Raw genomic sequence first — 24,093 nt, 5'->3', positions numbered from 1 at the left:
CAGCCGCCAACTCCATGCCGGCGCGCAACAGGCTGCAGGCCGCCCTGCCCGCCCCGCGCATGGCGATCGCCGGCATGCTGATTTGGGGCCTGGCGATGGCCGCCAGCGCCTTTACCTCGCTGTTTTCGATGAGTTGGGGGACGGCCGGGCATATCCGTTTCGTCGTCCTGCTCTATGCCGCCGGCGGCGCGCTGGCATTTCCTGTCGCGTGGACGCTGGCACGGCTTCTGTCGCAAAAAGCCCGCCGTGAAGGCGCCTTCGCTGCGGCTTTCGTTTGCTTAGGCGTTGCCACGATCGGCCTGACGGCCGCGCTCTATGCCCTGCAATACCGGCGCTATTACGCCGAATGGCATGCCGAGCCGTTCACCGTGACCTGGACGTATCAGTTCGTCTTCACCGGCCTCGTCGCCCTCTATCAGTTTGCCGTGCTCGGCATCCGGCTCTATTTTCCCTATGGATTTGTCGCCCTAATCGCCGCAGCGCTCTGGTTTGCCCGCCGTTCGCGTTGAGCATTGGGCCCACCTCTGTTAGGGGAGCGGCGACGAAACCTCAGCTGGAAGAGCCCCGCCATGATCCCTCGCTATTCGCGGCCCGAGATGGTCGCCATCTGGTCTCCCGAAACGCGCTTCCGCATCTGGTTCGAGATCGAGGCCCATGCCTGCGACGCGCTGGCCGAAATCGGCGTCATTCCCAAGGAAGCGGCAAAGACGATCTGGGAAAAGGGCGGCGCTGCCACCTTCGACGTCGAGCGCATCGACGAGATCGAACGCGTCACCAAACATGACGTCATCGCCTTCCTGACGCACCTCGCCGAATTCGTCGGCCCGGATTCGCGCTTTATCCACCAGGGCATGACCTCGTCGGACGTGCTCGACACCTGCCTTTCGGTGCAGTTGGTGCGCGCCACCGACATCCTGCTCGCCGATATCGATGCGCTGCTCGAAGCCCTCAAGCGCCGCGCTTTCGAGCACAAGGACACGGTCACCATCGGCCGCAGCCACGGCATCCATGCCGAGCCGACGACCTTCGGCGTCAAGCTGGCGCTGGCCTATGCCGAATTCTCGCGCTGCCGCGAGCGCCTGGTACACGCCCGCGAAGACATCGCCACCTGCGCCATTTCGGGCGCCGTCGGCACCTTCGCCAACATCGACCCGCGCGTCGAGGAGCATGTCGCAGCCAAGCTCGGCCTGAAGCCGGAGCCGGTGTCGACGCAGGTCATCCCGCGCGATCGCCACGCCATGTTCTTTGCGACGCTTGGCGTGATCGCCTCCTCGATCGAGCGCGTCGCCACTGAGATCCGCCACCTGCAGCGCACCGAAGTGCTCGAAGCGGAAGAGTATTTCTCGCCGGGCCAGAAGGGTTCGTCGGCGATGCCGCACAAGCGCAACCCGGTTCTCACCGAGAACCTGACCGGCCTCGCCCGCATGGTTCGCTCCTATGCGGCACCGGCGATGGAAAACGTGGCGCTGTGGCACGAGCGCGATATCTCGCACTCGTCGGTCGAGCGCATGATCGGCCCTGACGCCACAGTCACCCTCGACTTCGCGCTGGCGCGCCTGACCAACGTCATCGACAAGCTGGTCGTCTATCCCGACAACATGCTGAAAAACATGAACAAGTTCCGCGGGCTTGTTCACTCGCAGCGCGTGCTGCTGGCCCTTACTCAGGCCGGCGTTTCCCGCGAGGATGCCTACCGGCTGGTGCAGCGCAATGCCATGAAGGTCTGGGAAGAAGGCAAGGACTTCCTCGAGGAATTGCTCGCCGACAAGGAAGTGACTGCGGCATTGCCCGAAAGCGAAATCCGCGAGAAGTTCGACCTCGGCTACCACACCAAGCACGTCGACACGATCTTCAAGCGCGTATTCGGCTAAGCTGAAGCCGGAGGGGCCTTCACAGGCCTACGAAATGAAAAGCCCTCATGGCGCGCCGCCATGAGGGCTTTTGTCTTTTGGCGGCACACAGCTTGTCAGGATGTAAACGCATCCATCAGGATGAATGTCGGGTCTTGCCGCTGATGCCTGTTGATCTGCGGCACCAGCCGCGTGAAGTGCTCGCTTTGGCAATGGACATCCAACGCGGCTCTGTTGGGCCATTCCTCAATGAAAACAAAATGCCCCGGGTCTTTCTGATCCACGAAGAGATCGTAGGAAATGCAGAGCGGCTCAAGCTTGGTCTTTTCCACGAGTTCTGCATAAAGCGGCAGCACGACCTCGATGAACTCAGGCTTGATAAAATCCTGAGCGATGACTTTCAGCATGGGCGGCCTTCCTCACATTCCCAACGGAGCCGCCGGTTGGGCAGATCGGGATTGGCCACCCATAGCACAAGCCAGCGCCCAACCATGTCAGGATGGATCGCCTACAAGCCGAAGCCGGGAGCGAAGGTCAGCACTCCTCGCGGTGTCGAACCGTCCAGCGCCAACCACTGGACATATTTCGAATCGATGTCCCCACATGTCAGCCTGCCGTCGCTGATGAAGCCGACGCGACCGTAGATCTCGGGGTTGCCGACGAGCGCGCAGCCATGCGCGCCGCGCTTGCCAAGGACTGCCAATCCGGCCGAGATCAGCGCCTTGCCTATGCCCTGGCGTTGCATTTCGGCCTTCACCGAGATCGGGCCGAGCCCGAACCAGCCGTCATGCCGGCCATCGACAGAGACAGGCGAGAACGCCACATGGCCGACAATCTCGCCGTCGTGCTCCGCCACCAACGAGACGGTCAGATCGCCATCGGCGCGCAGCCGTCTGATGATGTCCGATTCCGTGCCGGCGCTGTAGGGCATCGGCGCGAATGCGATCCGCGTGAGTTCGTGGATCGCATCGTGGTCGGAAGGTTGTTCGGGCCGGATCAGCATGTCAGCCCGGCTGGCCAGGCAAGGTGCGGATGACAGTGCCCCACGGATCTTCGCGGCTGTCGCTTTTTTCGGCCGAGGCCGACCGCATCTCGACCCAGGCAAGGCCGGTCAGCGCGGTGTCACGTTTTCCGGCACCCGGGCTCTGCCAGGAATTGGCGCCGATGTGGTGGTGATAGCCGCCCGAGGACAGGAACACGGCCTGGCCGCCATATTTGGCCACGGTGTCGAAGCCGAACTCCGTGTTCCACCATTCGGCAGCGACAGCGGGATCGCCGACGCGCAGATGGACATGGCCGACAATGCTGTTTTCGGGCGCGCCCTGCCAACCGGCATCGCCTGCGGGCACCTCTGAAATAATCGAACCGATGTCCAGTTGCTCGGTCGCCATGGCGACCTGGGAGCCGTTCCACTTCCAGCCATTATGCGGACGATCGGTGTAGATCTCGATGCCATTGCCTTCAGGGTCAGTGAGGTAAAGCGCCTCGCTGACCAAGTGGTCCGACGCGCCATCGACCGGAATGCGCTTGTCGATGGCATGCCTGATCCACCGGCCGAGGTCGGCGCGGCTGGGCAGCAGGAAGGCAGTGTGGAACAGGCCGGCGTTGCGGGGATCGTCAGGCTTGGCTGACTTGTCGGACTCGATGTCGAGCAGCGCGCGGCTGCCGGCGCCAAGCGTGATGGTCTCGCCGTCGCGCTTGAATTCCTGCAGGCCGACGACGTCGCGATAGAAACTTGCCAGTGCATCGGCGTCGCGGGCCTTCAGGCCGACGCGCGAAACGCTGACAGGGGTGGTGGCGGCAAAGGGAATGTTGCTCATCTTTGGCTCCGTGTGGCCAGTCCGCACTCCAGCTCCCAAAGCCAGGAGTGCCGCACTGCCAACCAGTTTGCGTCGTGTCAGTTCCAAAATCCACTCTCCGGCCAACACGGCTGATGTTTTCGTCCCCTCCTAGATCGGCTGAAGCGATCGTTCACACAAGTAAGCAAAGACCGAACACGTCGTTCAGCATTTGGACATCATCGACGGGGAGTTGCACCAATGCGAGTGGATCGCTACATCCGCAACATGAAGGTCAAAGACGCCGATATCATCATCGTTCCCGGATACACCAATTCGGATGAAACCCACTGGCAAAGCCGCTGGGAGGAAAAGCTGTCGACTGCGCGACGCGTCGAGCAGGACGAATGGTCGAAGCCGGTGCGCGAGGACTGGACCGCCAAGGTGGTCGATGCGGTCAACGCCGCGGAACGGCCGGTGGTGCTGATCGCGCATTCGCTCGGCATCCCGACGGTGATCCACGCCATTCCCGGCTTCAAGAAATACGTCGCGGGCGCGTTCTTCGTGGCGCCGCCGGATGTGTCCAATCCGGCAATCCGGCCGAAGCACCTGATGACCTTCGGCCCCTATCCGCGCGATCCGCTGCCGTTTCCTTCTGTGGTGGTGGCCAGCAGCAACGATCCCTATTGCAAGCTCGACGTCGCCGAAGACATCGCCGCCGCATGGGGTTCGCTGTTCATCGAGGCAGGTGAAGCCGGCCACATCAACTCCGATTCCGGCCACGGGCCGTGGCCGGAAGGATCGATGGTGTTTGCGCAGTTTCTGTCGCGCCTGGAAGGCTGATCAGCCGATAGACTTCTTGAGATCGGCCACGAGGCTTGCCGCGCCCGCTGCGATCAGCTGGTGCTCGGACCCCGTGGCCAGCAGCTGGAAGCCCATCTTGACGAAACGGCCGGCGATTGCCGGATCCGTGACATAGATGCCGGCATGCTTGCCTGCGGCGCGTGTGCGCCTGGCGATGTCGGCAACCGTTTCCATCATTGCTTCCAATGTCGCATTGACCGTCTCGCCCCTGGTCCAGGCGATCGAGAAATCGCCGGGGCCGACGAAGATGCCGTCGATGCCAGGGGTGGCCAGAATACCGTCGAGCGCGGCAACGGCCTGATGCGTCTCGACCATGGCGAAGGACACGGTGCGGGCGTTGCTCTCATGCAGCCACTTGACCGGATCCTTGCTACCGTGGCGCGGGGCGGCGAAGGTCGGTCCCCAGGAGCGTTCGCCGAGCGGGGGGTATTTCATCGCAGCTGCGAAGCGCTCCGCGTCCTCGACGGAATTGACCATTGGCGCGATGACCGCCTCGGCACCGAAGTCGAGCGCGCGGCTGGCCATGTCGAAGCGGCCCACCGGCACGCGTACAAGGGCATGCCTGCCGGAATTGAGGACGGGCGCCAGCGAGCGCAGCACGCTGTCCTCGTTGTGGCCGCCATGCTGCATATCGAGGGTGACGGCATCAAACCCCTGGCGCGCCATGATCTCCACCGTCAGCGCGTCTGGCACGCCCGACCACGCGGTGAGGATTGGTTGGCCGGCGTTCAGTTTCTCGACGAGCGACATTTCGGATCTCCTTGAAGCGGGCGCCATTTCAGCCGGAAGCATCCTTCAGCGCAAACAAAAACCGCCCGGAAGCCGGGCGGTTCGTTGGTCCAGTGGAACTTGATCCCGGCAGAGCCGAAATCAGCTGTTCTTGATCTGCTCGATCGCCTGCGCCATCAACTCGTCCATGGTGCGGCGGATCTGATGGTCGGACTGGTCGACGCCGGCGGCGTCGAAGTCGGCGCGGATCTTGCGGAAGACGTCATGGTCGCCGGCTTCCTGGATATCGGAAACGACGACTTCCTTGGCGTAGGCCTCGGCATCGGCGCCAGACTTGCCGAGCTTCTCGGCGGCCCAGAGGCCGAGCGTCTTGTTGCGGCGCGCATTGGCCTTGAAACGCAGCTCCTCGTCGAAGACGAACTTGCGCTCGAAGCCTTCTTCGCGATCCTTCATGCTGCTCATGGCAATCCTCCGAGCTGGGAAATCGATTCGATTTCCTGTGTATGTACTGTTGCCACCCTCAAACCAAAACCCCGCCGCCCGGTCAATATCCCACTTTCGCCCGGCTTTGGTGTTGCGGTGCGGCATTTCGGTACCAAAAGGCGTTGATTGGCCGGAAATCATCATTGAGCAATTTGCTCGTTTGCGGTAGAGACCGCCCTTGAAACCCACAGCCGCCGCGGCTTTGCGGCGTGAGAAAGGGACCGGTTGTTGCCGACTGCCCTTCCAACCAGAGAAACAATCAAATGAAGTCACGCCGACGCATTTACGAAGGCAAGGCCAAGATCCTTTACGAAGGACCTGAGCCGGGCACTCTGATCCAGTTTTTCAAGGACGACGCCACCGCCTTCAACAAGAAGAAGCATGAAGTGGTCGACGGCAAGGGCGTGCTGAACAACCGCATCTCCGAGCACATCTTCAACCACCTCAACCGCATGGGCATTCCAACCCACTTCATCCGCCGGCTCAACATGCGCGAGCAGCTGATCAAGGAAGTCGAGATCATCCCGCTCGAGGTGGTGGTACGCAACGTCGCCGCCGGCTCGCTGGCCAAGCGCCTCGGCATCGAGGAAGGCACCGTGCTGCCGCGCTCGATCATCGAGTTCTACTACAAGGCAGACGCGCTCGACGATCCAATGGTCTCGGAAGAGCACATCACCGCTTTCGGCTGGGCGAGCCCGCAGGAAATCGACGACATCATGGCGCTCGCCATTCGCGTCAACGACTTCCTCTCCGGCCTGTTCATGGGCGTCGGCATCCAGCTCGTCGACTTCAAGATCGAATGCGGCCGGCTGTTCGAGGGCGACATGATGCGCATCGTGGTTGCCGACGAAATCTCGCCCGACAGCTGCCGGCTGTGGGACGTAGCCACCCAGGACAAGCTGGACAAGGACCGCTTCCGCCGCGACATGGGCGGGCTGGTCGAAGCCTACCAGGAAGTGGCGCGCCGTCTCGGCATCATGAACGAGAACGAGACGCCCCGTCCGACCGGACCGGTTCTCGTCAAGCACTGACCAAAATCCAAGAACGGGCGCGAGTAACTTCGCGCCCGACTGTTTTGCAATTCTACCTCGGAGTGAAATGCCCGTGATCAAGGCCCGCGTCACCGTCACCCTCAAGAACGGCGTGCTCGACCCGCAAGGCAAGGCGATCGAACATGCGCTCGACGGCCTCGGCTTCGGCGGCGTCGGCTCCGTGCGCCAGGGAAAGGTCTTTGACGTCGAGATCGACGGCAACGACCGCTCCAAGGCGGAAGCCGACCTCAACGCCATGTGCGAGAAGCTTCTGGCGAATACGGTGATCGAGAACTACAGTGTGACGCTTACCTGAGGTTGCACCGGAGGGCTGCGTGCCTGAAGTCACCAACGAGCCGATGTACGAGCTTTTTAAGCGCGTCCACGGCGATCTCTCGGAGACGAAGTTCGACCTCCAGGAGATCAAGAGACGCATGACAGGTGCGGAAGAGGCGCTGGCTGGCGTCAGCCGCATACTTGATCGCCACGACGAACGGCTCGAGCGCATCGAGCGTCGCCCGGAACTGCGTGAACTTGCCGAACCCCAGAGGCCTTACGAACCGAAATGAAATCAGCAGTCGTCCTCCTTCCCGGCCTGAACCGCGACCGCGACATGATTGCGGCGCTGACCAAGATTTCTGGCAAGGCGCCCGTCACGGTCTGGCAGACCGACACGGAAATCCCTGATGTCGACCTGATCGCCATTCCCGGCGGCTTCTCCTTCGGCGACTACCTGCGCTGCGGAGCGATTGCCGCCCGCATGCCGGTGTTGCGCGCTGTGGCCGAGAAGGCCGCCAAGGGCGTGCAGGTTGTCGGCGTCTGCAACGGCTTCCAGATCCTGGTCGAAGCGGGCCTCCTGCCCGGCGCCCTGATGCGCAACAACTCGCTCAAGTTCGTCTGCCGCGAAGTGAAGCTCGAGATCGCCAACGCCAACACCGCCTTCACCCGTAACTACGCAGCCGGCCAGGTCATCCGCTGCCCTGTCGCGCACCATGACGGCAACTACTTCGCCGATCCCGAAACGCTGAAGCGCATCGAGGGCGACGAGCGAGTGGTGTTCCGCTACGCCGAGGGCACCAATCCGAACGGCTCGATCAACGACATCGCCGGCATCATCAACGACAAGGGCAACGTGCTCGGCCTGATGCCGCATCCGGAAAACCTGATCGAGGCGGCGCATGGCGGCAATGACGGCCGGGCGCTGTTCGAAAGCGCGCTCGGACTGCCCAAGGCAGCCTGAGCGTCGTATCCGGGACAATCTCAACCTCACCTGACGAAGGGCGGCATCGGCGCATGAAGTCTCTGCGGATTCTGGCGGCAACGGCCGCGGTCATCGGCCTCGCCGCCTGCAATTCCGGTCCGAAGACGCCGCCGCCGGCAGCGTCCGGGAAGAGCGCCTCGCTGCGCTCCATGGAACAGGTCGCGATCGCGGCGCACAAGTGCTGGTTCGCCAGCAAGGATCCGGCCTTCAAGAAGTACCAGATGGCCAACGAGCTCAACAATTTCGGCGGCACGCCGCGCTTCCTGTTGGTACCTGCCAAGCAGTACGGCGCCCGCCCGCTGCTGGTCGTACAGGCACAAGGCAATTCTAGCCAGGTCCAGGTCTTCGGCCCGCTCATGGATGAGACGCTCGGCAGCCGCATCACGTCCGACATCAACCGCTGGCGCACGGGCGACGCGTCCTGCGGCGCTGCGGCCTGAGGCCGCTCCTCACTGAAAAAAGGGTGGAGGCACAGGGGCGCGCCTCCACCTAAACCGGACCGTCCGTGGGTCGTGACGATCCGCGACCATGGGAGTGGTCAATCGTAGAAGGGGCGCAGACCTTCGCGATAAGCGTCGCAGCGCGAAATTCCGATATCGGCGAGCTGCTCGTCGGTGAGTTCCAGCAGGCTCAGCCGGGTGCGCCGGCGCTCCATGCAGCGCCCCAGCCATCTGATCATACGAAGCGGAGCCACAGTCAGAACGCCAAGCGCGCCGCGCTTCTGCTGACCAGATGCTCCTATGGCGCCTCCGCCAATTGCATCTATTGTACTCATTTCATTGATCCGAATTGTAGCTATTGATGACGAACAATGCTATGAATTGACTCAGATGTGATGACAATATAGGAATTGTCACCATGACAATTTGGCTTCCCGACCTTTCATCCGGCTCCGGCCCGCTCTATCTGCGCTTGGCCGAACGCATCGAGAATGACATCGACAGCGGCGTGCTTGCCTCAGGCGCCAAGCTGCCGCCGCAGCGTAATCTCGCCTACGACATCGGCGTGACCATCGGCACCGTGGGGCGGGCCTATGCGCTGCTGCGCGAACGCGGGCTGGTCAGCGGCGAAGTCGGGCGCGGCACCTATGTGCTGGAGCGAGGCGGTAGCCAGCCGGCCCTCAGTGCACCGCCGACTCTGGCTCATGAGGGATCGCGCACGATCGAGGCGCCATCCGGCAAGCTGCATTTCGACAGCACCGCAGCCCCAAATGTCGACCAAGGCGGTACAATCGAGACAATCCTCGCAGCAATCAGTCGGGACAATCCCGACGACATGACGAGCTACACCAGGACCTTTCCGGAGCACTGGTTCGAGGCGGGCAGTACATGGCTGTCGCGCAATGGCTTTCGTCCTGCCCCCGACACGATCGTGCCGACACTCGGCGCGCATGCGGCAGTCGTCGCGACCATCGCTGCACTGACGCAGCCGGGCGACCACATCCTGTTCGAACATGTGACCTACACCCAGATCGCCCGAAGCGCCGGGCTGATCGGCCGGCGCATGGCACTGGTCAATTCGGACGCAGATGGCGTCGATCCCGACGATTTCGAGGCGGTTTGCGCCCAGAAGCACCCCAAACTGGCCTTCCTGATGCCGACGGCACAGAACCCCACATGCGTGACCATGCCGAGCGAGCGGCGTGCTGCGATCGCCGCAATCGCCAGGAAATACAATGTGCTTCTGGTCGAGGACGATCTCTATGGCGCCCTGACCGACGACCGCACGCCGCTCCTGGCCGAGTTCGCGCCGGAGCGTGTCATCGTTGTCGGCGGGCTGTCCAAGTCGGTGGCCGCGGGCGTGCGCGGCGGCTGGGTTTCGTGCCCGGCGCACTTCCGCCACAGCATCCGCGTCGCCCACAAGATGGTAACCGGCGGCATGCCGTTCCTGCTGGCCGAACTATGCGCCCAATTGGTGCTGTCGGGCGATGCCGCCGCCATTCGTGCGCGCGCGATTGCCGAGATCAATTGGCGTCTGGATGCCGTGCGCAAGGCGCTGGGCGGTTATGATTTCAACATCAATCCCAACATCCCCTTCATCTGGCTGGCGCTGCCGGAACCGTGGAACTCGGGCACATTCAAGAATGCGGCCTATGGCCAGGGCGTACTGGTCGATGACGAGGACGAGTTCAAGGCGGGGCGCTCGGACCAGGTGTTCCACCGGGTCAGGATAGGCGTTTCGGCGCCGCGCACGCGTGCCGAGGTCGACATGGGACTGGCCAAGCTTCGCCGGCTGCTCGACGAAGGGGATGCCGGCTACGACAGTTTCGGCTGAGGCCGAGCGGATGCCGTACCGCCGAAGGGCCGTTTTCTGCCCATAAAGGATGACTTTCTGGCCTTTGGCGGTATATCCCGGGCCAATCATGGGCTATGGAGCCACCAACGCCTCCCCCAACGGATTCTGCGATCTACGATGACCATTCAGAATGACGTGAAGATCACCGGCGAGCTCATCGCCGCGCATGGCCTGAAGCCAGACGAATATCAGCGGATACTCGACCTCGTCGGACGCGAACCTACCTTCACCGAGCTCGGCATCTTCTCGGCCATGTGGAACGAGCACTGCTCCTACAAGTCGTCGAAGAAGTGGCTGCGCACGCTGCCGACCAAGGGCGACGTCGTCATGCAGGGCCCCGGCGAAAATGCCGGCGTGGTCGACATCGGCGACGGCGACTGCGTCGTCTTCAAGATGGAGAGCCACAACCACCCCTCCTATATCGAGCCCTATCAAGGCGCTGCGACCGGCGTCGGCGGCATCCTGCGCGACGTCTTCACCATGGGCGCCCGCCCCGTCGCCTCGATGAATGCGCTCCGCTTCGGCGCGCCCAGCCATCCCAAGACCCGCCACCTGGTGTCGGGCGTGGTTGCCGGCGTCGGCGGCTACGGCAATGCCTTCGGCGTGCCGACCGTAGGCGGCGAAGTGAATTTCGACGCTCGCTACAACGGCAACATCCTGGTCAATGCCTTTGCCGCCGGTCTCGCCAAGACCGATGGCATCTTCCTGTCGCAGGCCAAGGGCGTCGGCCTGCCGGTCGTCTATCTCGGCGCCAAGACCGGCCGTGACGGTGTCGGCGGCGCGACCATGGCCTCGGCCGAATTCGACGACAAGATCGACGAAAAGCGCCCGACCGTCCAGGTCGGCGATCCGTTCACCGAAAAGTGCCTGCTCGAAGCCTGCCTCGAACTGATGGCCTCGGGCGCTGTCATCGCCATCCAGGACATGGGTGCGGCCGGCCTCACCTGCTCGGCCGTCGAGATGGGCGCCAAGGGCGACCTCGGCATCGAGCTCGACCTCGACAAGGTACCGGTGCGCGAAGAGCGCATGAGCGCCTATGAGATGATGCTGTCGGAGAGCCAGGAGCGCATGCTCATGGTGCTGCGTCCTGAAAAGGAAGAAGAAGCCGAGGCGATCTTCGTCAAGTGGGGCCTCGACTTCGCCATCGTCGGCAAGACCACCGACGACCTGCGTTTCCGCGTCATCCACCAGGGCGTCGAGGTTGCCAACCTGCCGATCAAGGAACTCGGCGACGAAGCGCCCGAATATGACCGTCCGTGGGTCGAGCCGGCCAAGCGCGCGCCGCTTGCCGCCGACGACGTGCCGCAGGCCGATGTCACCGACGCACTCATCAAGATGCTCGACGGCCCCGACCTGTCGTCGCGCCGCTGGGTCTACGAGCAGTACGACACGATGATCCAGGGCAACTCGCTGCAGCGCCCCGGGGGCGACGCCGGCGTGGTGCGCGTCGAGGGTCACGAGACCAAGGCACTGGCCTTCTCGTCCGACGTGACGCCGCGCTATTGCGAGGCCGATCCCTATGAAGGCGGCAAGCAGGCAGTTGCCGAATGCTGGCGCAACCTGACCGCCACCGGCGCCCTGCCGCTGGCCGCCACCGACAACCTGAACTTCGGCAATCCCGAACGCCCCGAGATCATGGGCCAGTTCGTCAAGGCCGTCACCGGCATCGGCGACGCGTGCCGCGCGCTCGGCTTTCCGATCGTGTCGGGCAACGTGTCGCTCTACAACGAGACCAACGGGCAAGGAATCCTGCCGACACCGACCATCGGTGGCGTCGGCCTGATCGACGACTGGTCGAAGATGGCCAAGGCCTGCTTTGCCAAAGAGGGTGAAGTGATCCTTCTGGTCGGCGGCCCGGCCACATGGGGCACGCATCTCGCCCAGTCGATCTACATGCGCGACATCCACGGTCGCACCGACGGCCCGCCGCCTGAAGTCGACCTCGAGCATGAGAAGAAGGTCGGCGACTTCGTCCGCAAGCTGATCCGCAACGGCACGGCCACCGCCGTGCACGACCTCTCGGATGGCGGCCTTGCGGTCGCACTGGCCGAGATGGCGATAGCCTCAGGCATCGGTGCTGTCGTTCCTGGTCTGAGCGGCACCAACCCGATCCCGGTGTTCTTCGGCGAAGACCAGGGCCGCTACCTGGTCACCGTCAAGCTTGACCCCAAGTCGGCCGAGATGCAGGAATTGTGGAATGAAGCCAAGACGCTCGGCATCCACGCACCGTGGATCGGAACGACTGGTGGCAAGGAACTGAAGCTGGGCGAGGCACGGGCCGTGACGATCGACGAGTTGACCTCGGCTCACGAATCCTGGTTCCCTCGCTTCATGAACAACTGAGCGGGAACTCAAAAATGGCAATGGACGCACACGACATTGAACGGCTGATCAAGGAAGGCATTCCGGGTGCCCGGGTGACCATCCGCGATCTCGCCGGCGACGGCGATCACTACGCCGCCGAGGTCGTGTCGGAAAGCTTCCGTGGCAAGAGCCGCGTGCAGCAGCACCAGATGGTCTACGACGCATTGAAGGGCAACATGGGCGGGGTGCTGCATGCTCTCGCCCTGCAGACCAGCGTGCCGGAGTAGAAAAAGATGTCAGGCGCGACTTCTCGGACACCTGGTCGGAGAATGTCGCGTCTCCTGGTGCTCGTTCCCTGTTTAGCTGTCGCCCTGACAGATGCCAGCAGGGCCCAGCAGTCGACAGACTATGAGGCGATTGCTGCGGCGCGGCAGTTTTTCGCCAAGTTCGACCGTGGCGACTTCGCTGGCGCCTACCTGCACTTCTCCAAGCAGACCCAGGCAGTGATCGGTTACCGCACCTGGCTTGCCTCATCGGCGACGACCGATCCGGTCCAGCAAAGACGTTTCACAAAAACCGTTACCTATGAACAGCCTGAAGGACGTCTTGTCGCCGTAGAGTTCGACGGTATGTCCGCGGCGGGCGACAAAGAATGCGGTTACGTCGTTGTCGACAGCATCGGCCTGATTGTGAATGTCGACAGCACCAGAATACCGGCCGCAATCCTGAAAAGCGCTGCCAAAGAAGACCTTCAGAAACTTGCCTCATTGCCTGGCTGCAGTTGAGACCCGAATTTCGCATCCGGCCAGACGCTCAACGAGCAAATCTCATGTCTGAAGACGAACAGGTCGCGCGCCGCGCCTACTCCACCTTTGCCGAGCGCTATGATGCGGCCGCACCTACCAAGCCGCACAACGCGCTCTACGAGCGCCCGGCCTCGCTGGCCCTGCTCGGTGACGTCGCCGGGCTGGACGTGGTCGATGCCGGCTGCGGCTCCGGCATCTGCGCGGAAAAGCTGGCGCGCGGCAGAGCGCGGGTCCACGCCTTCGACATCACGCCCGAAATGCTTGAACTGGCGCGGAAACGCTGCGCCGGTCTCGACGTCGATTTCCACGAAGGCGATCTTGCCAAGCCGCTGCACTGGCTGGCAAGCGACAGCACCGATGCGATCCTGTGTTCGCTGGCGCTGGACTATGTGCAGGAACTCGGCCCCGTCTTCTCCGAGTTCCACCGCATTGGCCGAAGTGGCTGCCGGCTGATCTTTTCGATGGGCCATCCGATGCGCGACTGGGCCGACCAGCGCACGCGGGGCGATGCCAGCTACTTCGCCACCAATCTGTGGGGCATGCATTGGGGCGGCTTCGGTGCGCCGAACCCATATGTGCAATCGTACCGACGGCCGCTGCAGGACATACTCAACGGCCTTGCCGATGCCGGCTGGAGGCTCGACCGTTTCGTCGAGCCGCTGCCCGTGCCTGAGATGGCGTCCGTCGATCCCCAGCACTTCGCAGAATTGAGCCTCTCGCCTGCCTTCATCTGCGTTAGGGCCTTCAAATAGGTCAATGTCTCGACATTGGCAGAACGGTCTTCTATTCATCGACGATACAAATCGAAACACGAAGTGTGGGCTCAATGTCGCTGATTTCCGATCTCGTGCAGGGTGTCGTCGATGGCGCGCTCAAGGATATACTGAAGAAGACCTCAGGCACCTCGAAGCGGGCACGCCGGCGCAAACGCACGGTTTCGTCGAGCTCGTCGACGCTGCGCCAGATCGAGAAGCTTTTGAGGCCAGCCAAGAAGCAGACGAGCCGCAAGCGCACGGTGCGTTCGCGCTCGAAGGTACGCCGCAGCGCCTGAACGCCGCCTTGCCAGCCGCTTGACGACGTCAGATCGGCAAAAGCGGCATGCCCTGCCCGCCCCTGTCGGGATGCGGCATTGCAAGGCTTGGAAAGCTCGACTGTTGCAACCACATAGTGGCAAGTGCTAGCAGTCTAGCGGATATTGCCGGCTACGACAGAGTCCGGCTAGGTTTGAGGTTTTGGGCCCATGAGCGGAATCAACGAATACATCGACAGTGAAGTGAAGAGCCAGGACGTCGTGCTGTTCATGAAAGGCACGCCCGGCTTTCCGCAGTGCGGCTTTTCCGGTCAGGTCGTGCAAATCCTCGACTATCTCGGCGTCGACTACAAAGGCGTCAACGTCCTGACCTCGAACGACCTTCGCCAGGGCATCAAGGACTATTCCAACTGGCCGACCATTCCCCAGCTCTACGTCAAGGGCGAGTTTGTCGGCGGCTGCGATATCATCCGCGAGATGTTCCAGGCTGGAGAACTGCAGTCGTTCCTCCAGGAGAAGGGCGTGAGCGTCAAGGGCGCCGCCTGATCACCTGAGAAGACCATCGGCTCCGGTCCATTCGGGGCTCATCGCATTTTGAGAATGCGCCGGATTCCCGGCGCATTTTCGTTTGGACCGAAAATCGATATGGAACCGAAAAACACCGACGACGTGATCGACGCACTGTTTCCCCTTCCGCGCTGGGAATTCATCGCGATCTGCGCCGCACTGATGGCGGTCAACGCGCTTGCCATCGACATCATGCTGCCGGCCTTGCAGCAGATCGGCGCCAGCCTTGGCGTCGAGAGCGAAAACCACCGGCAGTTCGTCATTACCGCCTATGTCGCCGGCATGGGCCTGGCGCTGTTGTTCTACGGACCGGCATCCGATCGTTTCGGCCGGCGCGGCCCGCTGCTGTTCGGCCTCAGCATCTACATTCTCGCGGCCTTCGCCGCGGCGTTTGCACCGTCCTTCGAGATCCTGCTGGTGCTGCGCTTCATCCAGGGTATCGGTGCGGCCTCGACGCGCGTGATCGCCATTTCCATCGTGCGCGACCGTTACGGCGGCCGGCAGATGGCCGAGATCATGTCGCTGGTGTTCATGGTATTCATGATCATCCCGGTTCTTGCACCCGGCATCGGCCAGCTCATCATGCTGTTTTCCGAATGGCACATGATCTTCGTGGTCATGTCGGTGACCGCACTTGCGATCACCGCCTGGACGGCGCTGCGCATGCCCGAGACCATGCATCCGCAGGATCGGCGGCCGCTGAGCCTGATGTCGATCGTCAACGGCTTCCGCATCGTGCTGACGACGCGCGTGTCGCTGTTCTACACGCTGGCCTCGATGATCATCTTCGGGTCGCTGTTTGGCTTCATCAACTCGGCCCAGCAGGTCTATGTCGGCATCTACGGGCTGGGCGTGTGGTTCCCGCTGGTCTTCGCGGCGATCGCAGCGATGATGTCGGTGTCGTCGTTCCTGAACTCGCGCCTGGTGATCAAGCTCGGCATGCGCCGACTGTCGCATGGCGCACTGCTCGGCTTCACGGTCGTGAGCGCCATCTGGTTCGCCTGGTCGCTGACTGGCTGGGTACCCTTCCCCGTCTTCGTGGTGTTGTTTGCGGCGGCAATGTTCCAGTTCGGCTGGATCGGCTCGAACTTCAACGCTATCGCCATGGAGCCGCTTGGCCACATCGCGGGCACGGCGTCGTCGGTGCAGAGCTTCATGCAGACGGTGGGCGGCGGCCTGATCGGCGCCTTCATCGGCCAGTCGTTCGACGGCACGGTGATGCCGCTGGCGCTGGGTTACGTCAGCGTCGCATTGCTGGGTCTGGTGATGGTGCTGATCGCCGAGCGCGGCAAGCTGTTCAGCGCACCGGGAGCTCCGGCAAAGCCGCACTAACCTTTTCAGCATACCAAAACAAAACCCCATCCCGAGACATCGGGGTGGGGTTTTTCTTTTCAGCAGGGCCGTGGCGGACCGATCGTCGGTCAGGCGCCGCCCAGGGACAGCGTAGCAAAGTCGAAGAGTTTGCGGTCGAGCATATGTGAGGCCCTGACATTGCCGAGCGCGCGAATCATGGTGTCCTTGCGGCCCGGCATCTTGCGTTCGATGTCGTCGAGCATCGCCTTCATGGCGTTGCGCTGAAGGCCCTCCTGGCTGCCGCAGAGGTCGCAGGGAATGATCGGGAACTTCATGGCGTCGGCGAACTTCGCCATGTCGGCCTCGGCGCAGAAGGCGAGCGGCCGAAGCACCATGACGTCGCCCTCATCGTTGAGCAGCTTGGGCGGCATGGCGGCGAGACGGCCGCCATGGAACAGGTTCATGAAGAAGGTCTCGAGGATGTCCTCGCGGTGATGGCCGAGCACTAGCGACGAGCAGCCCTCCTCGCGCGCGATGCGATAGAGATGGCCGCGCCTCAGCCTGGAGCACAGCGAACAATAGGTGCTGCCCTCCGAAATCTTGTCGGTGACGATCGAATAGGTGTCGCGATACTCGATGCGGTGAGCGATGCCGTTGGCGTCGAGATAGTCGGGCAGCACGTTCTTCGGGAAATTCGGCTGGCCCTGGTCGAGATTGCAGGCAAGCAGTTCGACCGGCAGCAGGCCGCGCCATTTGAGGTCAAGCAGGACAGCGAGCAGGCCGTAAGAGTCCTTGCCGCCCGACAGGGCCACCAGCCAGCGTTCGCCCGGCTTTGCCATGGCGTAATCTTCTATGGCCTGGCGCGCCTGCCGTAGCAGCCGCTTCCGCAGCTTGTTGAATTCCACCGACGAGGGAGCATCGCGATAGAGCGGGAAGTTCACCTCTTCCGGCTCGGCCAGTGCGTCCTGTTCGTGAATGCCCATCGGCCCGTCCTTCAAATCCGCTGGAGCCGCACGCGCGGCAACTGCATGTCTGCTGCGGTATTTCGCAAAATCCTGCGCCGCGCAAGACGCCGAGGCCAAGACAGAAACCCAAACGAAAAGAGCGGCCGTTGCCGGCCGCTCTCTTGAATTCGATGCTGAACCCGTGAGGGATTAGCGCGAATAGAATTCGACGACGAGGTTCGGTTCCATCTGGACTGCGAACGGAACGTCCGACAGGCCGGGAACGCGAGCGAAGGTGGCGACCATCTTGTTGTGGTCGACTTCGATGTAGTCGGGAACGTCACGCTCGGCGAGAGCGACGGCCTCGAGAACGATAACCAGCTGCTTCGACTTCTCGCGGACTTCGATCACGTCGCCAGCCTTGCAGCGGTAGGACGAGATGTTGGTGCGCTTGCCGTTGACGTTGACGTGGCCGTGGTTGACGAACTGACGGGCCGCGAAAATGGTCGGCACGAACTTGGCGCGGTAGACGACCGCATCCAGACGCGACTCGAGCAGGCCGATCAGGTTCTCAGAGGTGTCGCCCTTGCGGCGGTTGGCCTCTTCGTAGGTCTTGCGGAACTGCTTTTCCGACACGTCACCGTAGTGACCCTTCAGCTTCTGCTTGGCGCGCAGCTGCAGACCGAAGTCCGAGAGCTTGCCCTTGCGACGCTGACCGTGCTGGCCGGGGCCGTATTCACGCTTGTTGACCGGGGACTTCGGACGGCCCCAGATGTTCTCGCCAAGACGGCGATCAATTTTGTACTTAGCGGATTCGCGCTTGCTCATCGCATTCCCTTTCAAAACAATACACTCGAAACCTCGTGTTTCGAGTGAAGGAAACGCGCCCTCCTCTGGCCTCCGTTTTCGAGACCTGACAGGACCTTCCACGCACGCATTGCGGAAAAGGCCCACGGGACACGTCAAATGAAACACCGGGCTTTTCGGCCCGGCGTTGGCGGCTAACTAGGGGAAACAGCCCTGGATGTCAACGCCTGGGCCGGCAGCCGGCTCATTTCGCATCATGGAAGATGATGCCGAGCGTGAAGCGCTCGCCGGAGCGAATGCGGCTGACGCCGTGGCGCATCTTTACCCTGTAATCGCCCCGGCTTCCAGCTTTCGGCCTATCGTTGACGGCAAACAGCGCGCCACAGCCCATGTGCAGCGGCACGACCTCGGCGCGTGACTGCATGCGCGGGCGCTGCTCGGTCATGACCAATTCGCCGCCGTCGAACTCCTCGCCAGGTTCGCTCAGCAGAATCACCAGCTGAACCGGGAACAGATGAGTGCCGTACACATCTTGATGCAGGCAATTGTAGTCGCCGGCGCCATATTTGAGCAGCAGTGGCGTCGGCCTGGTCTGGCCGTCGGCATGACATTCGGCCAGGAAGGCATCGAGATCCGGCGGATAGCGCGTGGCGATGCCCATGCGCTCGTTCCACCTGCTAGCGAAAGGTGCAAGGCGCTCGTAGAAGCCATGGCGCAGCGCCGAGATCATGTCGGGTAGCGGATCGGCGAAATACTTGTACTCGCCCGAGCCGAAGCCGTGGCGCTGCATGACGATGCGGCTACGGAAATGTCCGTCGCCATCGTAGAGCCCGCGTAGCGCGCGGCAGGTTTCGCGATCCAGCAATGGCCCTGTCAAAGCGGTGCCGAACTCATCGAGCTCGGCAAGCACACGCGGCCAATCAACGTTCTCGGCTATGGCGTTGGGCGGGATGATGCGTGTGACTTCCATCTGCTTGCTCCTTCTTTGGAGCCCGGAGACTAGGAGCACACGCCGCGCCACGCATTCCGATTCCTGCAGCGCTCAGCTTGCCTGATCGAAGGCTTCGCGGGCGCCGCGCATCTGGTCGCGGTTGGCGGCGGCCCAGCTGCCGAGCGCGCCGATGGGCACGGCGATCGACTGGCCAAGCTCGGTGAGGCCGTATTCCACCTCGGGCGGGGTGGTCGGGCGCACGGTTCGGCGCACCAGGCCATCACGCTCGAGCGAGCGCAAGGTCACCGTCAGCATGCGCTGGGAGATGCCCTCGATCGAGCGCTTCAGCGCATTGAAGCGCACCGGCTGCTCCTGGAGATTGATGATGACCAGGATGCTCCAGGTGTCGCCGACACGGTCGAGCACTTCACGGATCGGACAATTGCGCCCATCGCTGGCGAAACCCGGCGTGGTGTGCAGCAGCGGAACCAGCGTGTCGGTGTCGGCGTTTTGCCCGGCAGGTTTGGTCGAGGCGTTCATGCGGTTCTCTCGGGGTAACCTGGGCACAAAATCATGCGTTCTTTTCGGCCCGTTTCATCGAAGCTATATAGTTATCATTGGTAACCAGATTACAGATTATACCCTCGATGCCGTTCCAAGGCAAAGCGGGTGGAATGGAGAAAATCATGAAAATCGCTCTCATCGGCGCATCCGGCTTCGTCGGCAATGCCGTGCTCAAGGAAGCCGTATCGCGCGGCAACAAGGTTACGGCCATCGTCCGCAATCCGGCGAAGGTAGCAACGCTCGACGGCGTCACCGCTGTGAAGGCGGACGTTACCGACATCCCGGCGCTCAAGGCGACCATCGCCGATGCCGACATCGTCATCTCCGCCTTCAACGGCGGGTGGGGCGATCCTGATATCTATGCCAAGCACAGCGCCGGCTCGAAGGCCATCATCGAAGCCGTCAAGGCGGCCGGCAAGCGCGTGGTCGTGGTCGGTGGCGCCGGCAGCCTCGAAATCGACGGCAAGCAGCTGGTGGACGGTCCGGACTTCCCTGCCGCCTACAAGGATGGCGCCCGCGCCGCCCGCGACGCGCTGGCGGCGCTGCGCAAGGAGACAGGGTTCCAATGGTCGTTCATCTCGCCAGCCATCATGATGGCGCCGGGCGAACGCACCGGCAAGTTCCGCCTCGGCGGCGACCAGCCGGTGTTCGACGCCAGCGGCCAGAGCCACATCTCGGTCGAGGATTTCGCCGTTGCCGTTGTCGATGAGGCCGAGCACCCAGTTCATACCGGCAAACGCTTTACACTGGGCTACTGAGCCAGCGCTGCCGGAGCTATCGGTGCATCCGAACGGATGCACCGCACCCTAGTGTTTGGCCTTATGCTCCGGCAGGCCCTTGTGCTTGGTCTGGGCGAATTCCTCGAGTTCCTTTTCGGTCATCGATTCATACATTTCCTTCGACGCACCGAAGAGTTCGTTCTTGTTGATTTCGCCGCGCTTGGCAGCGAGGGCCGCGCCAGCGGCCTTCTGCTGGGCTCTGGAAGTGGCGGGCATTGCATTGGCCTCCCTCGGCAGGTTCAACATAGAAGGTCAACGCAAGGCCGTATCCGAGAGTTCCCCAGCCACCATATCAAACCGGCACCAATCCTCTAACACTCTGTAATCATTGTATTTATAACAATTCTAAGGTGTCAATTTAACTTGACACACCCCATCACCTTTCTATCCTGATGCCATTCCCTGCCCGGCCGGGCGGACGTTGGCAGGGGCAAGAAGGTCGAAGCCATGCTCCTTTCCCGCACAACATTCGCAATCCTCGCAACGGGGCTGCTCGTCGCTTCCGGCGGCCTCTCGCATGCCGCAACCGATGCAACTTCGTTCACGATCACCATCAAGGACCACCGCTTCAAGCCGCAGAGCGTGACAGTTCCCGCCGGAAAGGAATTCGACCTTGTGGTCGTCAACGACGATCCGACGGCGGAGGAATTCGAAAGCAACGACTTCCATGTCGAGAAGGTCGTGGCCGGCGGCAAGCAGATCACGCTGCATGTCGGACCACTGTCGGCCGGAAGCTACGGCTTCTTCGGTGACAGGCACAAGGAAACCGCGCTCGGCAATCTGTTTGCGGAGTGAACCGATGCTCTCGACTTTCGTCATTGTCTTTCGCGAGACGCTCGAAGCAGCGCTGATCGTCTCGATCGTTTTGGCGGCTAGCAAAGGCATTGCGGGGCGAACCGGTTGGGTGGCGGGCGGCGTGGTGGCAGGCCTTGCCGGCGCTGCGATCGTCGCCTTCTTCGCCAGCGGCCTGTCGGACCTGTTCGACGGCAACGGCACCGAACTGTTCAACGCCACGATCCTGCTCGTCGCCGTCGCGATGCTTGCCTGGCACCAGATCTGGATGAGCGCCCATGCAGCCGAGCTGGCCGGTCATAGCCGCGCCGTCGGCGAAGCGGTCAAGGAAGGCTCGCGACCGCTGTCGGCGCTGGCGATCATCTGCGCGGTTGCCGTGCTGCGCGAAGGTTCGGAGACGGTGCTGTTTCTCTATGGCATCGCCATCGACGGCGAATATGGCCTGGCACCCATGCTGCAAGGCGGATTGCTCGGCGTTGGTGCGGCGGCACTTGTGGGCACGCTGTTTTATGCCGGGCTGCTGCGCGTGCCGCTGAAGCAGATTTTTCGCGTTACCGGCGTCATCATTATCCTGCTGGCGGCCGGGCTCGCCGCGCAGGCCGCGGCCTTCCTGGTCCAGGCCGGCGTGCTTCCGCCACTCGGCTACGACATCTGGAACACGTCGGAAATCCTGCCGCAGACAAACGCGATCGGCTTCCTGCTGCACATACTGGTCGGCTATGTGGCGCGGCCCGAGGGCATTCAGATCGCCGCTTATGTGGCGACGATACTGGTGATCCTGTCGGCATCGGCGATGGTCAGGCGCACCGCGGCCTAGCGACCAGCCTGGGAGCGTGCTTATAGGGCGGTCAGCTCAGGCCAGGCTGAGCCCGAAGCCCTGTATCAGCCGCACCGTTGCGAAATGCGGCTTGCCCGAGGTGAAAATGGCAATGTCGCGGCCGAAGCCCGGTGCCTCATCCCGCAACGAGCCTTCCCTCGGCTTGAGCAGCGACTGGGCGCGGCGGGCGATGGCCTCGGCCGGATCGATCCAGTCGACCGGCCAGGGTGCGGTCTTGCGCATGCGGTTGACCAGGAAGGGATAGTGCGTGCAGGCGAGCACCACGATGTCGGTGCGCCGCCCGTCCTGCTCGACGAAGCACGGGGCGATTTCTTCCGCCACCGCCTGCTCGTCAACGAAGCCCTCGCGCATGTAGATCTCGGCGAGTTCGGCCAGCCGATGGCTTCCGACGAGGCGGACATGGCATTTCGATGCCCATTGGGTGATGAGGTCGCGGGTGTATTGCCGTTTCACCGTGCCGGGCGTCGCCAGCACCGAAACATGGCCCGAGCGCGTGCGCTCCGCCGCGGGTTTGATCGCCGGTACCGTGCCGACGAAGGGATGCCCGGGAAAGCGCTCGCGGATCGCCTCGATGACCAGTGTCGAGGCCGTGTTGCACGGGATGACCGACAGCTCCGGCTTGAAGCGTTCGAGCAGTTCGGCGAACAGACTGAGGATGCGCTCCTTCAGCGCCGGCTCCTCCCAATTGCCATAAGGAAAGGCGGCATCGTCCGCGACATAGACGAAGCGCCGATCAGGCATCAGCACGCGCGCCTCGCGCAGCACGGTCAATCCACCGATGCCCGAATCGAACATCAGGATCGGGCGGTCAGTCATTGTCGAGTCCCTTGCCGCCGACAGGCGGGATGTCATCTTCATCACCGCCTGCGCTGCCGGAATGAACGGCATTATCGACCTTCGCCTTGCGCTCCGGGTAGCCGGCGCCACGCGGCTCCTTGGGCGAGAAATAGTCGAGCGAGGCTACAACACCGCGCAGCACCTTGAGTTCGGGCTCGTGAAAACCGGCGCGGGTCAAGACGGCGCGCAGATTGTCCACCATCTTGGGCTTCTTGGTTGCCGGGCGGAAATAGCCGCGCGATTCGAGCGCCGCTTCGAGATGATCGAACAAGCCCTGTAGCTGCTGCTTGGTGGCGGGCGCCATCTCGGGACCGGAGAAATTGGTCTGGGTCTCACTCTCCAGGCCCGACTTCATCCACTCATAGGACATGAGCAGCACCGCCTGGGCGATGTTGAGCGAAGAAAAGCCGGGGTCGACGGGAAAGGTGACGATCTCGTCGGCGAGGCCCACTTCTTCATTGTAGAGGCCGAAACGCTCGCGCCCGAACATGATGCCGGTGCGCTGGCCCGAAACGCTGCGCGCCCTGAGCGCCCTGCCCGCCTCGACCGGGCCGCGGACTTCCTTGAAGCCGTCGCGTTCGCGCGCCGTGGTAGCGAAGACGAAGTTGAGGTCGGCGAGTGCCGAGGCCAGGTCGGGGAACACAGCGACGGCATCGACGACATGGTCGGCGCGGCTTGCGGCTGCGCGGGCCTTCTCGTTCGGCCAACCATCGCGCGGATTGACGAGCCTGAGCTCGGCGAGCCCGAAATTGGCCATGGCGCGCGCCACCATGCCGATGTTTTCGCCGAGCTGCGGCTCGACCAGGATGATGACGGGCATTGCTGACGGCGAGGCTTCAGTGGCTGACATGGATGCGATTGAACCAAAAATTGCGACTTTTGCGCGTCCCTGACATATTTGCGCGCGAAAATGAAGTTCCGGTAAGGAACCAGCATGGCCGACGACCTCGCGGAACGCATCAGACATGCCATTGGCGAAGACCCCAATGTCGGCGAAATCAGGATGTTCGGCGGCACCTGCTTCACGCTCAACGGCAACATGCTGGTGGGCACGCTGAAGGATGGCGCATTGCTTGCGCGCGTCGGCGACGAGCAGGAGCCTGCGGCACTTGCCATGCCCGGCGCGAAGCGGATGGATTTCACCGGCCGCGAGATGAAGGGCTTCATCATGGTCGACGCCGTTGAGCTCGACGACACAGCACTCGGGCAATGGATCGCCATGGCTTCGCGCTTTGTCGGACCGATGCCGCCCAAGAAGAAAAGATGACGCCCAAAACTGCGACCAGGGGCGTGGCAGGCAGGCGTGTTCA

33 protein-coding genes are annotated in these 24,093 nt (G+C 62.7%); 20 read left to right on the top strand and 13 right to left on the bottom strand.

What is annotated here, in order from left to right; translation table 11 throughout:
• The first annotated feature begins 14 nt into the window (after nt 1-14).
• Together NDO48_RS03360 and purB are read left to right on the top strand one after the other, a co-directional pair.
• The gene (locus NDO48_RS03360; RefSeq protein ID WP_018427494.1) at nt 15-509 is read left to right on the top strand and encodes a hypothetical protein; all 495 of its coding nucleotides are present in this window, start codon (nt 15-17) and stop codon (nt 507-509) included.
• Nucleotides 510-569: 60 nt separating this feature from the next.
• On the top strand, nt 570-1,871 hold the full coding sequence (gene purB / locus NDO48_RS03355; RefSeq protein WP_267320850.1) for an adenylosuccinate lyase: 1,302 nt from the start codon (nt 570-572) through the stop codon (nt 1,869-1,871).
• Between the two features lie 95 nt (nt 1,872-1,966).
• Here purB and NDO48_RS03350 read toward each other — a convergent pair whose 3' ends face one another.
• From NDO48_RS03350 to NDO48_RS03340, 3 genes are all read right to left on the bottom strand, one after another.
• Nucleotides 1,967-2,257, bottom strand: coding sequence for a putative quinol monooxygenase (locus tag NDO48_RS03350; protein ID WP_267320849.1), 291 nt, complete (start codon nt 2,255-2,257; stop codon nt 1,967-1,969).
• A 101-nt stretch (nt 2,258-2,358) separates the two neighbouring features.
• Nucleotides 2,359-2,853: a GNAT family N-acetyltransferase gene (locus NDO48_RS03345; RefSeq protein WP_018427491.1), complete on the bottom strand. Its 495-nt coding sequence runs from the start codon at nt 2,851-2,853 to the stop codon at nt 2,359-2,361.
• 1 nt (nt 2,854) lies between these two features.
• Nucleotides 2,855-3,757 carry a VOC family protein gene (locus tag NDO48_RS03340; RefSeq protein WP_416377175.1) on the bottom strand — a complete coding sequence of 301 codons (903 nt, stop codon included), beginning with the start codon at nt 3,755-3,757 and terminating at the stop codon, nt 2,855-2,857.
• Between the two features lie 159 nt (nt 3,758-3,916).
• On the opposite strand from NDO48_RS03340, the gene NDO48_RS03335 reads away from it, so the two are divergent.
• The gene (locus NDO48_RS03335) at nt 3,917-4,471 is read left to right on the top strand and encodes an RBBP9/YdeN family alpha/beta hydrolase (protein ID WP_026227088.1); all 555 of its coding nucleotides are present in this window, start codon (nt 3,917-3,919) and stop codon (nt 4,469-4,471) included.
• Here the strand turns inward: NDO48_RS03335 and NDO48_RS03330 are convergent, their stop codons facing one another.
• Nucleotides 4,472-5,242, bottom strand: a complete 771-nt coding sequence (locus tag NDO48_RS03330; protein ID WP_018427488.1) for an HpcH/HpaI aldolase family protein — start codon at nt 5,240-5,242, stop codon at nt 4,472-4,474.
• Nucleotides 5,243-5,362: 120 nt separating this feature from the next.
• On the bottom strand, nt 5,363-5,683 hold the full coding sequence (locus tag NDO48_RS03325) for a DUF1476 domain-containing protein (protein WP_018427487.1): 321 nt from the start codon (nt 5,681-5,683) through the stop codon (nt 5,363-5,365).
• 284 nt (nt 5,684-5,967) lie between these two features.
• Between NDO48_RS03325 and purC the strand changes: the two genes are divergently transcribed.
• From purC to NDO48_RS03300, 5 genes are all read left to right on the top strand, one after another.
• Nucleotides 5,968-6,735, top strand: coding sequence for a phosphoribosylaminoimidazolesuccinocarboxamide synthase (gene purC, locus NDO48_RS03320; protein WP_018427486.1), 768 nt, complete (start codon nt 5,968-5,970; stop codon nt 6,733-6,735).
• 73 nt (nt 6,736-6,808) lie between these two features.
• Nucleotides 6,809-7,051, top strand: a complete 243-nt coding sequence (purS, locus tag NDO48_RS03315) for a phosphoribosylformylglycinamidine synthase subunit PurS (RefSeq protein ID WP_026227085.1) — start codon at nt 6,809-6,811, stop codon at nt 7,049-7,051.
• Nucleotides 7,052-7,070: 19 nt separating this feature from the next.
• Nucleotides 7,071-7,304: a hypothetical protein gene (locus NDO48_RS03310; RefSeq protein WP_026227084.1), complete on the top strand. Its 234-nt coding sequence runs from the start codon at nt 7,071-7,073 to the stop codon at nt 7,302-7,304.
• Nucleotides 7,301-7,975 (top strand): phosphoribosylformylglycinamidine synthase subunit PurQ, encoded by a 675-nt coding sequence (gene purQ, locus NDO48_RS03305; protein ID WP_018427483.1) that lies wholly within the window; start codon nt 7,301-7,303, stop codon nt 7,973-7,975. The genes NDO48_RS03310 and purQ overlap by 4 nt, the downstream gene beginning before the upstream one ends.
• Before the next feature lie 53 nt (nt 7,976-8,028).
• A complete protein-coding gene (locus NDO48_RS03300) occupies nt 8,029-8,436 on the top strand; it encodes a hypothetical protein (protein ID WP_018427482.1) in 408 nt (135 codons plus the stop codon).
• Between the two features lie 98 nt (nt 8,437-8,534).
• On the opposite strand, the gene NDO48_RS03295 is transcribed toward NDO48_RS03300, so the two are convergent.
• Complete coding sequence (locus NDO48_RS03295; protein WP_040456120.1) at nt 8,535-8,771, bottom strand: DUF1127 domain-containing protein; 237 nt, start codon at nt 8,769-8,771, stop codon at nt 8,535-8,537.
• Between the two features lie 83 nt (nt 8,772-8,854).
• Between NDO48_RS03295 and NDO48_RS03290 the strand changes: the two genes are divergently transcribed.
• The 8 genes from NDO48_RS03290 (at nt 8,855) to NDO48_RS03255 (ending at nt 16,330) form a co-directional block, all read left to right on the top strand.
• Nucleotides 8,855-10,270, top strand: a complete 1,416-nt coding sequence (locus tag NDO48_RS03290) for a PLP-dependent aminotransferase family protein (protein ID WP_018427480.1) — start codon at nt 8,855-8,857, stop codon at nt 10,268-10,270.
• 138 nt (nt 10,271-10,408) lie between these two features.
• Entirely contained in the window at nt 10,409-12,634 is a 2,226-nt protein-coding gene (purL, locus tag NDO48_RS03285) for a phosphoribosylformylglycinamidine synthase subunit PurL (protein WP_267320848.1), read from the top strand.
• A gap of 14 nt (nt 12,635-12,648) precedes the next feature.
• A complete protein-coding gene (locus NDO48_RS03280) occupies nt 12,649-12,882 on the top strand; it encodes a BolA family protein (RefSeq protein ID WP_026227082.1) in 234 nt (77 codons plus the stop codon).
• Between the two features lie 42 nt (nt 12,883-12,924).
• On the top strand, nt 12,925-13,380 hold the full coding sequence (locus NDO48_RS03275; protein ID WP_018427477.1) for a hypothetical protein: 456 nt from the start codon (nt 12,925-12,927) through the stop codon (nt 13,378-13,380).
• 44 nt (nt 13,381-13,424) lie between these two features.
• Nucleotides 13,425-14,153, top strand: coding sequence for a class I SAM-dependent methyltransferase (locus NDO48_RS03270; RefSeq protein ID WP_267320847.1), 729 nt, complete (start codon nt 13,425-13,427; stop codon nt 14,151-14,153).
• Nucleotides 14,154-14,227: 74 nt separating this feature from the next.
• The gene (locus NDO48_RS03265) at nt 14,228-14,452 is read left to right on the top strand and encodes a hypothetical protein (protein ID WP_018427475.1); all 225 of its coding nucleotides are present in this window, start codon (nt 14,228-14,230) and stop codon (nt 14,450-14,452) included.
• Between the two features lie 189 nt (nt 14,453-14,641).
• On the top strand, nt 14,642-14,977 hold the full coding sequence (grxD, locus tag NDO48_RS03260; RefSeq protein WP_018427474.1) for a Grx4 family monothiol glutaredoxin: 336 nt from the start codon (nt 14,642-14,644) through the stop codon (nt 14,975-14,977).
• A 99-nt stretch (nt 14,978-15,076) separates the two neighbouring features.
• Nucleotides 15,077-16,330 (top strand): multidrug effflux MFS transporter, encoded by a 1,254-nt coding sequence (locus NDO48_RS03255; RefSeq protein ID WP_267320846.1) that lies wholly within the window; start codon nt 15,077-15,079, stop codon nt 16,328-16,330.
• Nucleotides 16,331-16,419: 89 nt separating this feature from the next.
• On the opposite strand, the gene ttcA is transcribed toward NDO48_RS03255, so the two are convergent.
• The 4 genes from ttcA to NDO48_RS03235 form a co-directional block, all read right to left on the bottom strand.
• Complete coding sequence (gene ttcA, locus NDO48_RS03250; protein WP_018427472.1) at nt 16,420-17,274, bottom strand: tRNA 2-thiocytidine(32) synthetase TtcA; 855 nt, start codon at nt 17,272-17,274, stop codon at nt 16,420-16,422.
• Between the two features lie 171 nt (nt 17,275-17,445).
• Nucleotides 17,446-18,063, bottom strand: a complete 618-nt coding sequence (rpsD, locus tag NDO48_RS03245) for a 30S ribosomal protein S4 (RefSeq protein WP_018427471.1) — start codon at nt 18,061-18,063, stop codon at nt 17,446-17,448.
• 223 nt (nt 18,064-18,286) lie between these two features.
• A complete protein-coding gene (locus tag NDO48_RS03240) occupies nt 18,287-19,012 on the bottom strand; it encodes a 2OG-Fe(II) oxygenase (protein ID WP_267320845.1) in 726 nt (241 codons plus the stop codon).
• Between the two features lie 72 nt (nt 19,013-19,084).
• Nucleotides 19,085-19,513, bottom strand: coding sequence for a winged helix-turn-helix transcriptional regulator (locus tag NDO48_RS03235; RefSeq protein ID WP_267320844.1), 429 nt, complete (start codon nt 19,511-19,513; stop codon nt 19,085-19,087).
• Between the two features lie 146 nt (nt 19,514-19,659).
• On the opposite strand from NDO48_RS03235, the gene NDO48_RS03230 reads away from it, so the two are divergent.
• The gene (locus NDO48_RS03230; RefSeq protein ID WP_416377174.1) at nt 19,660-20,295 is read left to right on the top strand and encodes an NAD(P)-dependent oxidoreductase; all 636 of its coding nucleotides are present in this window, start codon (nt 19,660-19,662) and stop codon (nt 20,293-20,295) included.
• Between the two features lie 48 nt (nt 20,296-20,343).
• Here the strand turns inward: NDO48_RS03230 and NDO48_RS03225 are convergent, their stop codons facing one another.
• Nucleotides 20,344-20,532 (bottom strand): DUF3008 family protein, encoded by a 189-nt coding sequence (locus NDO48_RS03225; protein ID WP_026227078.1) that lies wholly within the window; start codon nt 20,530-20,532, stop codon nt 20,344-20,346.
• A 231-nt stretch (nt 20,533-20,763) separates the two neighbouring features.
• On the opposite strand from NDO48_RS03225, the gene NDO48_RS03220 reads away from it, so the two are divergent.
• Nucleotides 20,764-21,111, top strand: coding sequence for a cupredoxin domain-containing protein (locus tag NDO48_RS03220; protein ID WP_018427466.1), 348 nt, complete (start codon nt 20,764-20,766; stop codon nt 21,109-21,111).
• Nucleotides 21,112-21,115: 4 nt separating this feature from the next.
• Entirely contained in the window at nt 21,116-21,925 is an 810-nt protein-coding gene (locus NDO48_RS03215; protein WP_018427465.1) for an FTR1 family iron permease, read from the top strand.
• A gap of 36 nt (nt 21,926-21,961) precedes the next feature.
• Here NDO48_RS03215 and murI read toward each other — a convergent pair whose 3' ends face one another.
• Both murI and NDO48_RS03205 read right to left on the bottom strand, forming a co-directional pair.
• The gene (gene murI / locus NDO48_RS03210) at nt 21,962-22,762 is read right to left on the bottom strand and encodes a glutamate racemase (protein WP_267320843.1); all 801 of its coding nucleotides are present in this window, start codon (nt 22,760-22,762) and stop codon (nt 21,962-21,964) included.
• On the bottom strand, nt 22,755-23,633 hold the full coding sequence (locus NDO48_RS03205) for an RNA methyltransferase (protein WP_026227076.1): 879 nt from the start codon (nt 23,631-23,633) through the stop codon (nt 22,755-22,757). Before NDO48_RS03205 ends, murI begins: the two co-directional genes overlap by 8 nt.
• A gap of 84 nt (nt 23,634-23,717) precedes the next feature.
• On the opposite strand from NDO48_RS03205, the gene NDO48_RS03200 reads away from it, so the two are divergent.
• Nucleotides 23,718-24,050, top strand: coding sequence for a TfoX/Sxy family protein (locus tag NDO48_RS03200; RefSeq protein ID WP_267320842.1), 333 nt, complete (start codon nt 23,718-23,720; stop codon nt 24,048-24,050).
• The last annotated feature ends 43 nt before the right edge of the window (nt 24,051-24,093 follow it).

The sequence above is a fragment of the Aminobacter sp. MET-1 genome (assembly GCF_026521175.1).
GTDB lineage: Bacteria > Pseudomonadota > Alphaproteobacteria > Rhizobiales > Rhizobiaceae > Aminobacter.
The sequence above is the reverse complement of the archived record's forward strand: the minus strand, read 5'-3'. Positions and strand labels throughout refer to the sequence as shown.